Source organism: Streptomyces sp. NPDC127114, assembly GCF_042677525.1.
Classification (GTDB): Bacteria; Actinomycetota; Actinomycetes; order Streptomycetales; family Streptomycetaceae; genus Streptomyces.
Window position 1 is genome coordinate 53,645 of the sequence record NZ_JBHXTJ010000009.1, and the last position, 14,573, is coordinate 68,217.

Consider the following 14,573-nt stretch of genomic DNA (forward strand, 5'->3'; position numbering starts at 1 on the left):
CGGGTGACCTCCGGGCAACCCCGGGGCGTGCGCCGGCGTCCTCACTCGGTCGGGGAGAACGGGGGGACCGGGTATGCGCAGGCCACGCTGGTGGGCGGAGCTCGTGTTGATCGGCGCGGTGTACGCGGCCTACTCCTGCGGGCGGCTCCTCGCCCGCGGGGACGTGGGCACGGCGGTCGGCCACGGCCTGACGATCCTGCGGGCGGAGGACTTCCTGGGCATCGCCGTCGAGCGCCCGCTGAACCGGCTCTTCACGGCGGTGCCCGCGCTCGGCGTGCCCGCCGACTTCGCCTACGCCTCCCTCCACTACCTGGTCACGCCCGCGGTCCTGGTCTGGCTGTTCCGCCGTCGGCCGGCGCACTACCGGGCCGCGCGGACCTGGCTCATGGTCTCCACGCTGCTCGGCCTGGTGGGCTTCACCCTGCTGCCGACCTGTCCGCCCCGGCTGCTCGACCCGGGCCACGGCTTCGCGGACACGATGGCCCGCTTCAGCTCATACGGCTGGTGGGGCGGGGAGGCGAGCGCACCGCGGGGGCTCGGCGCGCTCACCAACCAGTACGCGGCGATGCCGAGCCTGCACGTGGGCTGGGCGCTGTGGTGCGGCGTGATGCTGTGGCGGTACGGGCGGACGCCGCTGTCCAGGGCGCTCGGCGCCGGCTATCCGCTGCTGACGGTGCTCGTCGTCATGGGCACGGCCAACCACTACCTCCTCGACGCGGTCGCCGGGGCGGCCGTGATAGGCGCGGGGCTGCTGCTCGCGCCGTCCGCGACGCGCCTGGCCGATCGGGTGGCGGGCCGGTCGGCGGACCGGGTGATGCCGGGCGGATCCCGGCAAAGCGCCCCGTCTGTCAGTGGCGGATGGGAGACTTCCGCGGGTGAGCGCATCCCTGGGCAGCGGTCCGCACCGGCCGCCGCAGACGACATTCCGTCATCGGCTCGCTGAGCTGCGCGGACCGGCCGCCGTGCCGCGTCCGCTCGACGCGCGGGCGCTGGCCGCCCTGGCCGCGAACCCCGGTTGCAGGCGGCGCGCGATCCTCGACGGCGCGGGCGTGGACAAGACCGCGCTCGCCGCGAAGCTGGGCGCGCCCTCGGGCTTCGGCCAGTCGCAGTTCGCGATCGCCCGGGGCAACGCGTTCGAGGCGAAGGTGAAGGCGGACGGCGGACGGGAGCTGCTCGGTCTGCTCGGCATCACGGAGCCGGGGACGGTGGACCTGCCGGAGCTCGCCGCGGCCGGGCCGGAGGGCCGGGCGGCCCGGACGGCGCTCGCGCTGCGGGAGGCGACGGCGGCCGGCCGCTGGGCGCTGCTCGACCACCCGATGCTGGCGCTCGAGGTCGCGGGCTCGCCGGTCTATCTGGAGCCGGACGCGGTCGTGGTCCATCCCGACGGGCGGTGGACGGTCGTGGAAATCAAGTCCTTCCCGATGATCGACGGCTCGGCCGACGCGTCGAAGGTGGGCGCGGCGGCCCGCCAGGCCGCGGTGTACGTGCTGGCGCTGGAGCGGATCGCGTCCGTGACCGAGGGCGCCGAGGTGGCGCACCGGGTGCTGCTCGTCTGTCCGAAGGACTTCTCCAACCTGCCGACGGCCTCGGCGGTCGACGTCCGCAAGCAGCTCGCGGTCACCCGGCGCCAGCTGGCCCGGCTGACCCGGATCGAGGAGATCGCGGACGCGCTGCCGGAGGGCGTCACGTTCGACGTGGCGGAGTGCTCGGCCGAGGAGCTGGCCGCGGCGGTGGAGTGCGTCCCGCACGCGTACGCGCCGGAGTGCCTGTCCGCCTGCGAGCTGGCGTTCCACTGCCGGGAGCGGGCCCGGGCCGCGGACGCGGTGGCGGCGCTCGGCCGGTCCGTGCGGGGTGAGCTGGGCGGTCTGACGACGATCGGCGCGGTCCTGGCGGCGGCGCGCGGTGAGGAGGGCGACCCGGAGGACCCGGCGGTGGCGGCGCTGCGCCGGGCGCGGGCGCTGCGCGGCGAGGCGCTGGCGGCTGCCGCGGGTGCCGTGGAGGCCGCCGGTGGCGTGGCCGGGGCGGAGGTGGCCTGATGTCGCTGATCTCCACGCTGGCCCGGATGGAGGCCGTCGAGGCGGGCCGGGCGCAGCCGCTGGCCACCGTGCGGCACCGGCACCTGTCCGGACGGCCGCTGGTCTTCGTGCCGTTGACGACGTCCGGCGAGGCGGGCGCGCCGCTCGGCGCGCTGGTCGGCACGGACCCGGAGGAGCCGCGGCTGCTGGTCGTGCCGCAGCCGCGCGACCGGGACCTGCGCTTCACGTTCCTCGCCGAACTGGCCGACGAGATCCTGCCGTACGTCGACTCCTTCGCCGGGGAGGTCGAGGCCGTCGAGCGCTCCGAGAGCGACCCGGAGACCGGGAAGAAGGTCAAGGTCGAGGTCGAACTCTGCGCGGACGCGCCGCAGTTGGTGGTGCCGAGCCGGGCCGGCATCGAGTACGTGCGGCTGCTCGGGCGGTCCATGCGGTTCCGGCGGACGGCCGAGCAGGACCCGGAGACGCCGTTCCCCGCGCCGCCGCGGGTGCCGCTCCTCGGGCGCTGGCTGACCCACTTCGGCGAGCGGGCCCGGGTGCCGGGCTCCTCGCTGCTCCTCTCGGCGACGGACCTGCTGAACCGGCACTGGGCGACCGGCCAGTCGTCGCTGGAGGACCAGCACCTGGGCGCGCTGCTCGCCTGGATCGGCGCCGATCCCGACCGGGACGGGGAGACCGGTGCCGAGGCGGCGCTGCGCGCGGAGCTCGGCCGGGACGCGCAGGGCCAGTTGCTGTGCCCGCCGGCCGGCCCGGCGACCGACCCGGCCTTCGACAACCGGCTGCTCGCACCCGCGATCGAGGCCTACGACCGGGCCCGCCAGGCACTCGGCGCCGCCGAGGACGGCGGGGCGGCCGAGGACGGCCTGGCCGCGCTGACCCGGGCCGAGCGGGAGATCCGCCGGCTCGTCGGCTCCCAGCTGAAGCCCACCTGGGACGCGGTGTGGCGGGCGCTCGACCTGCTGCGGGAGCTCCCGGAGGGCGCGCGGGTCGCCGACCGGTGGACCCGCGACCGCTGGTCGTTCACCGGTCAGCGGGACCGCATCGCGGCGGGCGAGCCGCCGCAGCCGCGCCGGGACGACGCGGTGACCGCCGCCCACAAGCTGGCCGCGCGCGAGCAGGCACAGGGCCAGCTGGAGGCGCAGGAGGCGCTGGACGACCCGCTGGTCATGGCGGGACGGCGGCTCGCGGGCGAGGCGTTCGTCGCGGAGGTCGTCGAGGTCACGATGACCCGCACCGAGAAGAACCGTCCGCGCCCGCTGCTCACGGTCCGCACGGACGACCGCCCGCATCTGGGCGAGGGCGTGAAGGTGTACCGCTCGCTGGAGGGGAAGCCGCAGGCGGCGGAGTGCGTCGGGCAGGAGCCCGACGGGGCCCTGGTCCTGCGCGTCCTGGACCGGATGGGCCGCTCGAAGGACCCGGCGGAGGGCTCCGTGCCGGAGAAGGGCGAGCGGATCGCCTGGACGCTGTTCGAGCACGACCAGCGGCCGGGCGCGAAGCTGCCGGACCCGGAGGAGACGCCGTGGACCCATGGCGGGCCCCCGCGCTCCGACGCCGCCGAACTTCCCGACGCCATCACCTCCGAGGACATCCTGTGACCTTCGACCGTGCGGACTTCGACCCGTCCGCGGAAGCCGCGCGGGCGACCGCCGACATCCTGGCGAGCACCCTGCACGGGACCGCCAGGGGCGTCGTCGTGGACTCCCCGCCCGGTGCCGGCAAGTCGACGCTCGTGGTGCGGGCGGCGCTCGAACTGGCCGAGGCCGGCCGTCCGCTGATGATCGTCGCGCAGACCAACGCCCAGGTGGACGACCTGGTGCTGCGCATCGCGGAGAAGCAGCCTGACCTCCCGGTCGGCCGGCTGCACTCGAACGACTCCGATCCGTACGACAAGGCGCTGGAAGACCTGGAGCAGGTACGGAAGTCGGCGAAGGCGGCGGAGCTCGCGGGCCTGCCCGTGGTCGTGTCGACGGCCGCGAAGTGGGCGCACGTGAAGAACGTGGAGCCGTGGGCGCACGCGATCGTGGACGAGGCGTACCAGATGCGCTCGGACGCGCTGCTCGCGGTGGCGGGCCTGTTCGAGCGGGCGCTGTTCGTGGGCGACCCGGGCCAGCTGGACCCGTTCTCGGTGGTGGGCGCGGAGCAGTGGGCGGGCCTGTCGTACGACCCTTCGGCGTCCGCCGTCTCGACGCTGCTGGCCCACAACCCCGACCTGCCCCAGCACCGCCTCCCGGTGTCCTGGCGGCTCCCGGCCTCGGCCGCGCCGCTCGTCTCCGACGCCTTCTACCCGTACACGCCGTTCCGTTCCGGCACCGGCCCCGGCGACCGCCGACTCTCCTTCGGCGTGGCCTCGGACGGCTCGGCCCCTGACCGGGTCCTGGACGAGGCGGCCGAGTCCGGCTGGGGCCTCCTCGAACTGCCGGCCCGGCACACCCCGCGCACGGACCCGGAGGCGGTCCACGCCGTCGCCCTGGTGGTGCGCCGGCTCCTGGACCGGGGCGGCGCGGCCACCTCGGAACGCTCCGCCGCCCCCGTGCCGCTCACCGCGGACCGGATCGCCGTCGGCACGGCCCACCGCGACCAGGCGGCGGCCGTGCGGGCGGCGCTGACGGAGCTGGGCGTCACCGGCGTGACGGTGGACACCGCCAACCGCCTCCAGGGCCGCGAGTACGACGTCACCGTCGTCCTCCACCCGCTGTCCGGCCGCCCCGACGCCACCGCCTTCCACCTGGAGACGGGCCGCCTGTGCGTCCTCGCCTCCCGCCACCGCCACGCCTGCGTCGTCGTCTGCCGCGCGGGCGTCACGGAGCTGCTCGACGAACACCCCTCGACGGAGCCGGTCCAGCTGGGCGTCACGGTGAAGTTCCCCGACGGCTGGGAGGCGAACCACGCGGTCCTGTCGCACCTGGCGGAGCACCGGGTGCCCTGGACGCCGTGAGCCCATCCCACCCCGCGCGGCCACAGGCGCCCCCGGCACGCTCTCCCGCCCACCCGGTGCCGCCCTCTCGCCGGACGGAGTCCGGCACGCCGCCGGAGGCGGCAGACGAACGCAGCCCCGACGGCTGGGAGGCGAACCACGCGGTCCTGTCGCACCTGGCGGAGCACCGGGTGACCTGGACGCCGTGAGCCCATCCCACCCCGCCCGGCCATCGGTGACCTGGACGCCGTGAGACGGGGCCTCCGGCGGTCTTGCCAGGCGCGGGAGAATGGAAGTGGCCCGGGTGTCCGGGCCGCGTGTGTGCGAGGAGGAGAAGGACCATGGCGGAATCCGCGGAGCGGAGCGCACAGCGGCGGGTCAGGCCGGCGCCGCTGATCTTCGAGCCTGCCGAGGCGACCGCCGACCCGGAGCACTTCTTCGACCTGGAGTCGATAGAGGATCCCCGGGAGCTGCTGGCCCGGGCGACGGAGCTGACCGTGGCGTTCCGGGCGGCGACCGACCGGGCGATCGAGTTCCAGGCGATCGCGGCGGCCCAGCTCGCGGACCCGCGCCGGTTCGACCGGCTGACGGCGGCCGCCGTGGCGGAGCGGGCCGAGTGGACCGAGGACTACGCCCGGAAGATGATCGAGTTCGGTCAGGACCTGATCCGCTCGTCCGGGCGCGACAAGGAAGAGTGATCCGGCGGGCCGTTCGGCGGGCAGACCGCCGGACTGGCCGTCTGGCATATGCCGGGGCGCAAGATACTCCCCCCGACCCCATCCTGTCCGGGTTTCCGGCAACCCGCTGAAACGGAACGGTCACGCCCGGTAGATCTTCTCGTATGACCACGTGGCTGCGCGACGAGACGACCCCGTACGACATCTTCCGCTTCCTGCGGGACCCGGACGAGGAGCGGCACCAGACCGCGCGGGTGACCGAGGACGGCGCCGCCTGGCTCGCCTCGGCCACCGCCCGCCCCGACGACACGCTCGCGGTCTGGCAGGAGCGGCCCGCCGCGCCGGCGGCGCTGCCCTGCGGCACGGCCTTCGACGTGGTGAACGTGGAGCCGATCTTCGGGCGCCGGATGCTCGACCGGCTGTGGGCGGAGGGTCCGGGCTCCGGCCCGATCGCCCTGCACCGGGGCCGCATGCTGCTCTTCGCCGCGCCCGGCACCGCCCAGCGCTTACCGTCCCTGCTCGACTGGGAGGAGTGGGGCGACGCCGTGCCCCGGCCGCTGTGCCACGGCGTGGGCGACGCGGTGACCGTCCCGCCGCTCGTCCCGGCAGGACCGGACGCCCAGGGCCCGCGCTGGGTGGTCGCCCCGGACACCCGCAAGCCCTGGCTTCCCGGCCCCGAGGTGCTGCTGTGGGCCTGCGTGCGGGCCGTCCGGATGGTTTCGCGGGCCGACGTGCGGGTATCGATTTTTGCTTCGGCGGATCCTGATGCTAATGTCTACGACGTCAGCAGGCGCCGCTAGCTCAGTTGGTTAGAGCAGCTGACTCTTAATCAGCGGGTCCGGGGTTCGAGTCCCTGGCGGCGCACAGACGGAAGAAGCCCCTCGCGGAAGCGGGGGGCTTCTTCGTGTGCCGGGGAGCGGCGCCTCGATCAGGACCTTTCCGCCGCTCCCACGGGCTGCGGGCCGCTGATCCGTACCGTCCACACGCCGGCGCCGGTCCGCTCGGCCACCTCCACCCGTACGCCCGTGCCCGGCACGGTGAAGGACTCGCCCTCCCGCAGCGGCGCGTCCGCGAGCGGCGGGTAGACCGAGCGCTCCCAGCAGGCCTCGGTGCGCGGATGGGTGTCCACGACCTCCACGGGGCCTTCGCCGGACGCCGCCCGGTTGCGGACCCGGTAGACGAGGACGCCCTCGGTGCAGGTGTCCGCGTCGTTGCCGGTCGCCGAGCGGGCCTCGACGGCCAGCACGCTGTCCTCGCCCGTACGGACCACCGCGAGCCGGGTGCCGAGGGTGCCGCCGGCCACGGGCGCGGCGGCGACCGGCTCCAGGCCGATCACGTGGGTGCCGGGGCCGCGGACGCAGGCCACCTGGCCGCGGTCGAGCCAGCCCAGCTTCCACTTGTGCCAGGCGAAGAGTTCCGGCGCGAGGCCGAACTGGCTGCCCATGACGTCCCAGTCGCCCACATGGGTGTCCCAGTCGCCCTTGCCGTCCGTGGGCCGGTGGTAGAGGTCGGGCAGGTCGAAGACGTGCCCGGTCTCGTGGGCGAGCACGTTGCGGTCCGGCGGGTGCCGCTCGAAGACCGTCACGATCCGCTTGATCTCCGTGCCGTCGGCCTCCAGCGGGTGCTCCAGGTTGACCACCTTGGTGGCGTCGGAGTCCACGCCCGGCGCGTCCGGGTCGGCGACCAGGTAGACGATGTCGTAGCGGGAGAAGTCGACGGAGGCGTCGGCCGCCCGGACCGCGTCGCGCAGATAGGCCGCGCGGTGCTCGGCGCTCCAGTCACGCCGTATCGCGTACGAGGAGGAGTCCCGCGGCATCCTCGTCCAGACGGTCTGCGGGTTCGGGCGCAGGCTGAACCGGCCGTAGGAGGCGCGGTCGAAGAACTCCGCCGTGCCCGGGAAGTGGTCGGCGGCCAGCTCGGCCGGGCTGGTGAGCGGCTCGGAGTCCGGGAAGGACAGGAAGATCATGACCGCGTCGAGCGAGCGGGCGGGCCGCGGATAGGCCCGGTTCCAGGTGTCGAGGCCGAGCGAGTGATGGGCGGCGGTACGGGGCAGGGCGCACGGGCCCGCGGAGTGCGCGGCGACGGCGGGGCCGGCGACCAGGCCGGTCGCGGCGAGTGCCGCGAGGGAGGTGAAGGCGGCCGCGCCGGCCCGCAGACGCGAGCGCCGCACTCCCCCGGGTGGCTGCTGACCCCTCACGTGGACCTCCGGCTCCGGAAAGCGTGACACCCCACCCACCTTGTGTGGGTTTGGGATGTTTCGCACCTTTCCGCTGCCCCGGTCGGGTGAGCGGGACTCGCCGGGGCGACGCGACAACGACGCGCCGCAGCTCACGGAAAGTCACAATCGGTCAGCGTGCCGTCGACCCGTGTCAGACCCGCGCAGAAACGATCGGCCGGGGGCATGGGTGGGCAGCCTCACAGCCCGCCGGAGGCCGCGGGCGGGCCCCGGAGCTGGAATGGCGCCCGGGCCAGCCTCTATGATCGGCACACTTTCCTTGGCCGACCATTCCGACCACATCTGTACGGCCCGAACGCACTACGGGAGCGAGCGGTGAGCGGAACCCCCGAAGAACCGGTGCATCCGTCGGCGGAGCCGATGCTCACAGAGCGTCACTCACCCCCACTCGATCCCGGCCCCGGACCCGAACTCGGGGCCGGACGCGACTCCGGGCCCGGACGCGGCCCCGGACCCGGCCTCGACGCCGCCGCGGAACTCCGCGACTACCGCGCCGCCTTCCGCGCCGCCCGCCTCGCGATGGCCCTGGTCGACCGGGACGGCGTCGTCGTCGCCGCCAACGAAGCGCTCGCCGCGCTGCTCGGCACCGAGCCGGCCGCCCTCCGCCGGCAGGCCGCCGCCGACCTCGTCGACCTCGCCGCCGACGGCCGCACCTGGCACGCCTACCGCGAGGTGCTGCGCGGCCGGCGCTCCCGGTTCCGCTGCACCCGCCGCCTCAAGCACCCCGACGGGCAGTCCCTGTGGGCCGAGGTGACCGTCTCGCCCGTCCCCGACAGCCCGCGCGTGCTGCTCTCGGTCGCCGACATCAGCGACCGGCGCGAGCTCCAGGCGCGGCTGCGCCACCTCCAGATGCACGACCCGGTCACCCGGCTGCCCAACCGCACCCTCTTCTTCGAGCGCCTGACCGCCGCGCTGGAGAGCGCCGCCGCCGAGGGCCCCTCCGACGAGGACCTCCGCGACCCCGAGTACGACGCCTATCCGCCGTACGGGCCCTATGAGTCGTACGGGCATGGCAGAACAGGGCGGATCGGTCTCTGCTATCTGGACCTGGACGGCTTCAAGGCGGTCAACGACACCCTCGGCCACCGGGTCGGCGACCGGCTGCTCGCCGCCGTCGCCGGCCGGCTCACCGAATGCGCCGACGGGCACGGCTTCACGCGCGGCGGCGGCCACCTCGTGGCCCGGCTCGGCGGGGACGAGTTCGCGATCCTGGTGGAGGACTCCGTCGGCACCGAGCAACTGGCCGACCTGGCGCAGTCCGTGCTCACCTCGCTCCAGGAGCCCTTCGACCTGTCCGGGCAGCGGCTCTCGGTCTCCGCGTCCATCGGCGTGGTCGAGCGGCGGGCCCACGGTTCGACGGCGACGCAGCTGATGCAGGCCGCCGACACCACGCTGTACTGGGCCAAGGCCGACGGCAAGGCCCGCTGGACGCTCTTCGACCCGGAGCGCAACGCCCACCGCATGACCCGGCAGGCGCTGTCCTCCACGCTGCGGCCCGCCGTGGAGCGCGGTGAGTTCGCGCTGGAGTACCAGCCGCTCGTGGACCTCGCCGACGGGGCGGTGCGCGGGGTGGAGGCGCTGGTGCGCTGGAACCACCCGCAGTTCGGCACGCTGACGCCGAATCGGTTCGTCGGCATCGCCGAGGAGGACGGCTCCATCGTCGAGCTCGGGCGCTGGGTGCTGAACACCGCCTGCCGCCAGGCCCGGCAGTGGCAGAAGGACCACCCGGGCGACCGGCCGATCTTCGTCAGCGTCAACGTGGCGGTGCGTCAGGTCTGGGACTCCGACCTGGTCGCCGACGTCGCCGGCATCCTCGCCGAGACCGGGCTCGCGCCGCACCTGCTCCAGCTGGAGCTCACCGAGTCGGCGGTGATGGGCTCGGCGGGCCGGCCGCTCCAGGCGCTCCAGGCGCTGAGCGACATGGGCGTACGGATCGCGATCGACGACTTCGGCACCGGCTACTCGAACCTCGCCTATCTGAGCCGGCTGCCGGTCTCCGTCCTGAAGCTGGACGGATCGTTCGTGCGCGGCTTCCAGGACGAGGAGCACGCCAACCCGGCCGACGAGCTGATCGTGGAGGCGCTGGTGCAGCTCGCGCACCGGCTCGGGCTGACGGTCACCGCGGAGTGCGTGGAGACCGCGGGGCAGGCCGCGCGGCTGCGCCGGATCGGCTGCGACACCGGCCAGGGCTGGCTCTACTCGCGGCCGGTGGCACCGGAACGCATCGCCGGGCTGATCGGCGTGGCGCCCCTCCCCGTGTAGGAGCCGGGGAAGCGGGCATGGAACTGCCCCCGGCCGGAGGGACATTCCGGGCGGGGGCAGCGGTTCATGCGGTGGGACGGGAGTCGGGGATCAGCAGGCGCCCTGGTCCTTCCAGACGCCCCACTCGCCGGTCGTGCCCGGCTCCTCGTTCTGGGTCCACCACTGGGCGAGCCACTTGCGGCCCTTGTGCGAGACGACCGAGCCGCCGGTGTAGACGGTGCCGGCCACGTACGCCGGGGCGGTGCAGCCGGCCGGCGGGGTGGTGGTCTGCGTCGGGGTCGGGGTGGGGCTCGTGGTGGTCGCCGTCGGGGTCGGGGTCGCCGTGGTCGCCGTCGGCGTCGGGTTCGTCGGGGACGAGCCGACCGCGGTCACGATCTGGTTGAAGAGCGTGGCGTTGGCGTCCAGGCCGAGCAGCGAGTACATCATCGCGCCGGCGAGACCGCGCTGGTGGGCGTAGTCGGCGCGGGCCTGGATGGTCCGCTGGTCGAGACCGGTGAAGAACTCGCCGTCCTTGTAGAAGTAGGCGGACTTGGCCTGGTCGTCCCAGAAGGTGGTCGCCGCGTTGTCGACGATGCCGCCGAGCTCCTTGTAGTGCGCGATGCCGGCCTGCTGGCTGACCGGGCGGACGGCGGAGGCGCCGGTGGCGGGCTGGGCGAGGCCGTTGGTGGTGCCGGCCGGCACGCCCTTCCAGCCGCGGTAGTAGAACTCGTAGCCGAGCGTCAGCTTGTTCGCCGGGAAGCCGCCGGTGATGCCGTAGGCGGGCTTGCCGTCGATCCAGGAGTCGATGGCGTTGTCGATCGAGTACTTCTCGGTGCCCGGCTTGATGACGTCGGTCGGGTCGTTGCTGCCGGAGTAGAGCGGGGACTGGTGGTACGTCGGCCCGTCGCCGTCCCAGGCGCCGTGCATGTCGTACGTCATGATGTTCGCGTAGTCGAGGTACGCGCCGATCTTGTCCGTCTCGATGTTCTTGATCTTGTCCTGGCCGGCCGGCAGGGCGGCGGTCAGCAGGTACTTCTTGCCGCCGTGGGCGGCGCCGTACTCGTCGAGCTGCTTGCGGAACTCGGCGAGCAGGAGGGTGAAGTTCTGCTTGTCCTCGGGGGCGTAGTGGTTGCCGAGGTGGCCGTCGGGCGAGCCGGGGTACTCCCAGTCGATGTCGATGCCGTCGAAGATGCCGGCGGCGGTGCCGGGGCCGCCGTAGCCGCCCTCGACCGGCAGGTCGCCCTGGATGTACTGCTTGATACAGGAGGCGACGAGCTTCTTGCGGCTGGCGTCGGTCTTCGCCGCGTCCGAGAAGTACTTGGAGTAGGTCCAGCCGCCGAGCGATATGTTGATCTTCAGGTGGGGGTGCTTCGCCTTCAGTTCCTTGAACTGGTTGAAGACGCCCACGATCGGCTGGTCCCACTTGTCGGCGACGCCGTCGACGCTGTCCGCGGCCGAGAAGGACTTCTGGTAGTCGGCGTACGAGTCGCCCGCGCCGTCACCGGCGTTGGGGTTGGCGTCGTCGCCCGCGGCCTTGTTGGCCTCGAAACAGGTGAGGTCGGTCGGGTGGATGTTCCCGAACGAGTAGTTGATGACGTCCAGTTTGGCCGCGATGCCCCGCTGGTCGAGGTGCTTCGGGTAGAAGGCGTTCCCGTACACGCTCCACTGGTCGTAGTACGCGATCTTGACGCCGCCGGTGGACGCGGCCGTGGTCGCGGCGCCGGCGGCCTGCGCGGAGCCGAGGCCGGCGGTGGCGGCGAGCGCGCCCGCGGCGAGGGCCGAGCTGACGAGTGCGGCGATCAGCGGTCTGCGGGGACTGCGGGGATGGCGGGGGTGCACGTGCGGCCTCCGGGAGGGGTGGCGGTACGGAAGTTGGAGCAGTGATATCCGCCGCGTGAACAGTGCGTCAATGGTCTGAACCAGATTGAGGACTAGACCAATTGGCGGGAGAAAGCCCTTGTCAGAGGCGCGCAGCACAAAACGGAACCGCCCGCCACCACAGGTGACGAGCGGTTTAAGGCTCCCTTAGGACTCCGGGGCCGGCCGGTTCACCGGTGAACCAGCCCCGTCTTTTTCTCACAGCTCCGGCAGGCCGTAGGCGTCGGCGATCAGCTCGTAACTGCGCAGCCGGGCCTCCCCGCCGTGCACGTTCGACGTGATCATCAGCTCGTCGGCGCCGGTGCGCTTCCGCAACGCGTCCAGGCCGTCGCGCACTTCGTCCGCCGTGCCGTGCACGATGTTCGCCAGCCAGCCGTCGACGAAGTCCCGCTCGGCGGGGCTGAAACCGTACGCCTCCGCCTCCTCGGGCGTCGGCACGAGGCCCGGCCGGCCGGTGCGCAGCCGCAGCATCGACAGGGCCCCGGTCAGGACCTGACGGTACGCCTCCTTCGCCTCGTCGGCGGCGAGCGCGGCGACTCCGATCAGCGCGTACGGCGCGTCGAGCACCGCCGAGGGCCGGAAGGAGTCCCGGTAGAGCTCGAGCGCCGGGATCGTGTTGCGCGCGGAGAAGTGGTGGGCGAAGGCGAAGGGCAGGCCGAGCAGGCCGGCGAGCCGCGCGCTGAAACCGGAGGAGCCGAGCAGCCAGACCGGCGGCCGGCCCTTCGGGCCCTGCACCGGTCCGGGCACGGCGTGAATCCGGGCGTACGGATGCCCGTCGGGGAACTCGTCGTCCAGGAAGCGGGTCAGCTCGGCGAGCTGCTCCGGGAAGTCGTCGGCCCCCTCGTCGAGCGTCGGGGTGCGCCGCAGGGCGGCGGCCGTCACCCCGTCCGTGCCGGGCGCTCGGCCGAGGCCGAGGTCGATCCGCCCGGGGGCGAGCGCCTCCAGGGTGCCGAACTGCTCGGCGATCACCAGCGGCGCGTGGTTGGGCAGCATCACGCCTCCGGAGCCGAGCCGGATGCGGCGGGTACGGGCGGCCAGGTGGGCCAGGATCACGGCGGGCGAGGAGGAGGCGACGCCCGGCATGGAGTGGTGCTCGGCCACCCAGTGCCGGTGGTAGCCGCGGCGCTCGGCGAGCCTGCTGATCTCCACGCTGGTGGCGAGCGCCTGGCTCGCGGTGCGCCCCTGGCCGACCGTGACCAGGTCGAGCACGGACAGCGGTACGGGCGCGGTGCCGCGCGCCTCTCCTCGAATCGCGTCTCGCATCGCGTCGCTCACCGTGGTCGGCCTTCCTGCGCAGTGACGAATGTTCCTGTCGGGCTCCGTGATGCCGGGAAAAGATGGTCCCGGGCCGACGGGAGAGCTAACAGGAGGGTGTCTCCGCTTATTCCGCCGAAAAAATCTTCACGTCCGGAAGCCCTCCGAACGCCCGTGCGGCGGGCCTCGCGCACGGCCCTGACCTCCGACTCTCCAGTAGGGCTTTGACCGTGGCATATGCCAGGGTGGTGAGCCCCAGCACAGGGCCCCTGAGCAGCGAATCAATCTCGCCAACAGCCGCCCCGTTGCGGGCGCTTGGCGGCTATCGTGGTACGGAAGCTTGCGGTCACAACCTGGTAGGGGGAAACCGTGGCGCTGAAGCCCGAGCCCACCGCGCCGTTCCACTCGGTGCAATACGCCCTGCGTGTGCTTGAGACGGTCTCACGACACGGCGGCGGCGTGACGGACGTGCAGATCGCACGGGAGACCGGCCTGCCCGTCGCCCACCTGTCGTCCCTGCTCCTCATGCTCAGGCGCGAGGGTTATGTGGAGCAGGTCTCCGACGGCGCCTACGTCATCGGCGACTCCCTGGTCCTCCTCGGCTCCGGCAGCACCCGGCGCGAGGCACTGGAGCGCAAGCTCCAGGAGACCCTGACCGAGCTGCGCGACTCGGTCGGCGCCGCCGTCTACATCAGCCGCTACATCGACGGCGAGGTGAAGATCACCCAGTTCGCCGACGGCCCGCGCACGCCGAAGGTCAACGAGTGGGTGGACTTCCGCTCCGCCGCGCACGCCAGCGCGGTCGGCAAGTGCCTGCTGACCCAGCTCGACCTGAACGGGCGCCGCGACCACCTCTCCCGCCACAAGATCGCCCGACTGACCTCCCGGACGATCACCAACGAGAAGGTGCTGTTCTCCAAGCTGGACAGCCAGCCGCCGACCGTCCCCGTGCTCGACCTCCAGGAGTACGCGGTGGGCACCGTCTGCGCGGCGGTGCCGCTGACGGCGGGCTCGGCCGTGGGCTGCCTGGCGCTCTCGCTGCCGCTGGAGCACGCACACCGGCTGCGTTCGGCGGCCGACATGCTGAACCGGCGAGCGGCTCCGGTGGTGCTCTCGCTGGCGATCTGAGGGCTCCGGCCACTCCCGAACGGGGCGGCCGGACGGGCGGCCGGGCGGGCCCGGCCGGGGTCCGGTCCGAGGGTGGTCACGAGCACCCCTCGGGACCAGGTAGTATTTTCTCTGTCAGCAGGCGCCGCTAGCTCAGTTGGTTAGAGCAGCTGACTCTTAATCAGCGGGTCCGGGGTTCGAGTCCCTGGCGGCGCACCGACAGAGGAAGCCCC

The 14,573-nt window shown here is 73.3% G+C and carries 11 protein-coding genes and 2 tRNA genes; 10 read left to right on the forward strand and 3 right to left on the reverse strand.

All coding sequences use genetic code 11. The features are described 5' to 3' along the window. Positions 1–73: 73 nt before the first annotated feature. The 7 genes from ACFVGS_RS12120 (at position 74) to ACFVGS_RS12150 (ending at position 6,488) form a co-directional block, all read left to right on the forward strand. Positions 74–943, forward strand: coding sequence for a phosphatase PAP2 family protein (locus ACFVGS_RS12120; RefSeq protein ID WP_385692428.1), 870 nt, complete (start codon positions 74–76; stop codon positions 941–943). Beyond that, the gene (locus tag ACFVGS_RS12125; protein WP_384409158.1) at positions 876–2,036 is read left to right on the forward strand and encodes a hypothetical protein; all 1,161 of its coding nucleotides are present in this window, start codon (positions 876–878) and stop codon (positions 2,034–2,036) included. The genes ACFVGS_RS12120 and ACFVGS_RS12125 overlap by 68 nt, the downstream gene beginning before the upstream one ends. Then, the gene (locus tag ACFVGS_RS12130) at positions 2,036–3,628 is read left to right on the forward strand and encodes a hypothetical protein (protein ID WP_384409156.1); all 1,593 of its coding nucleotides are present in this window, start codon (positions 2,036–2,038) and stop codon (positions 3,626–3,628) included. Before ACFVGS_RS12125 ends, ACFVGS_RS12130 begins: the two co-directional genes overlap by 1 nt. Then, positions 3,625–4,968: an AAA domain-containing protein gene (locus tag ACFVGS_RS12135; RefSeq protein WP_384409154.1), complete on the forward strand. Its 1,344-nt coding sequence runs from the start codon at positions 3,625–3,627 to the stop codon at positions 4,966–4,968. The genes ACFVGS_RS12130 and ACFVGS_RS12135 overlap by 4 nt, the downstream gene beginning before the upstream one ends. A gap of 320 nt (positions 4,969–5,288) precedes the next feature. Then, positions 5,289–5,645: a hypothetical protein gene (locus ACFVGS_RS12140; protein ID WP_384409152.1), complete on the forward strand. Its 357-nt coding sequence runs from the start codon at positions 5,289–5,291 to the stop codon at positions 5,643–5,645. A gap of 143 nt (positions 5,646–5,788) precedes the next feature. Continuing rightward, the gene (locus tag ACFVGS_RS12145; protein ID WP_385692429.1) at positions 5,789–6,424 is read left to right on the forward strand and encodes a bifunctional DNA primase/polymerase; all 636 of its coding nucleotides are present in this window, start codon (positions 5,789–5,791) and stop codon (positions 6,422–6,424) included. Further along, positions 6,415–6,488: transfer RNA gene (locus ACFVGS_RS12150), tRNA-Lys, on the forward strand. The genes ACFVGS_RS12145 and ACFVGS_RS12150 overlap by 10 nt, the downstream gene beginning before the upstream one ends. A 64-nt stretch (positions 6,489–6,552) precedes the next feature. Here ACFVGS_RS12150 and ACFVGS_RS12155 read toward each other — a convergent pair. Further along, positions 6,553–7,851: a M6 family metalloprotease domain-containing protein gene (locus ACFVGS_RS12155; protein WP_385692430.1), complete on the reverse strand. Its 1,299-nt coding sequence runs from the start codon at positions 7,849–7,851 to the stop codon at positions 6,553–6,555. A gap of 369 nt (positions 7,852–8,220) precedes the next feature. Here ACFVGS_RS12155 and ACFVGS_RS12160 point away from each other — a divergent pair, with 369 nt between their 5' ends. Next, positions 8,221–10,122: a putative bifunctional diguanylate cyclase/phosphodiesterase gene (locus tag ACFVGS_RS12160; RefSeq protein ID WP_384409260.1), complete on the forward strand. Its 1,902-nt coding sequence runs from the start codon at positions 8,221–8,223 to the stop codon at positions 10,120–10,122. Between the two features lie 90 nt (positions 10,123–10,212). Here ACFVGS_RS12160 and ACFVGS_RS12165 read toward each other — a convergent pair whose 3' ends face one another. Both ACFVGS_RS12165 and ACFVGS_RS12170 read right to left on the reverse strand, forming a co-directional pair. Then, positions 10,213–11,904 carry a glycosyl hydrolase family 18 protein gene (locus ACFVGS_RS12165; RefSeq protein WP_384409258.1) on the reverse strand — a complete coding sequence of 564 codons (1,692 nt, stop codon included), beginning with the start codon at positions 11,902–11,904 and terminating at the stop codon, positions 10,213–10,215. A gap of 273 nt (positions 11,905–12,177) precedes the next feature. Beyond that, the gene (locus ACFVGS_RS12170; RefSeq protein ID WP_385692431.1) at positions 12,178–13,242 is read right to left on the reverse strand and encodes an LLM class flavin-dependent oxidoreductase; all 1,065 of its coding nucleotides are present in this window, start codon (positions 13,240–13,242) and stop codon (positions 12,178–12,180) included. Between the two features lie 360 nt (positions 13,243–13,602). On the opposite strand from ACFVGS_RS12170, the gene ACFVGS_RS12175 reads away from it, so the two are divergent. Beyond that, on the forward strand, positions 13,603–14,361 hold the full coding sequence (locus ACFVGS_RS12175) for an IclR family transcriptional regulator (RefSeq protein WP_385692432.1): 759 nt from the start codon (positions 13,603–13,605) through the stop codon (positions 14,359–14,361). 121 nt (positions 14,362–14,482) lie between these two features. Continuing rightward, positions 14,483–14,556: transfer RNA gene (locus ACFVGS_RS12180), tRNA-Lys, on the forward strand. Positions 14,557–14,573 lie beyond the last annotated feature (17 nt).

Excerpts from the sequence above, each read along its gene's own strand:
- ACFVGS_RS12170 (WP_385692431.1), bottom strand. The coding sequence starts at position 13,242 with ATGCGAGACGCGATTCGAGGAGAGGCGCGCGGCACCGCGCCCGTACCG.
- ACFVGS_RS12160 (WP_384409260.1), top strand. The coding sequence starts at position 8,221 with ATGCTCACAGAGCGTCACTCACCCCCACTCGATCCCGGCCCCGGACCC.
- ACFVGS_RS12120 (WP_385692428.1), top strand. The coding sequence starts at position 74 with ATGCGCAGGCCACGCTGGTGGGCGGAGCTCGTGTTGATCGGCGCGGTG.
- ACFVGS_RS12140 (WP_384409152.1), top strand. The coding sequence starts at position 5,289 with ATGGCGGAATCCGCGGAGCGGAGCGCACAGCGGCGGGTCAGGCCGGCG.
- ACFVGS_RS12145 (WP_385692429.1), top strand. The coding sequence starts at position 5,789 with ATGACCACGTGGCTGCGCGACGAGACGACCCCGTACGACATCTTCCGC.
- ACFVGS_RS12130 (WP_384409156.1), top strand. The coding sequence starts at position 2,036 with ATGTCGCTGATCTCCACGCTGGCCCGGATGGAGGCCGTCGAGGCGGGC.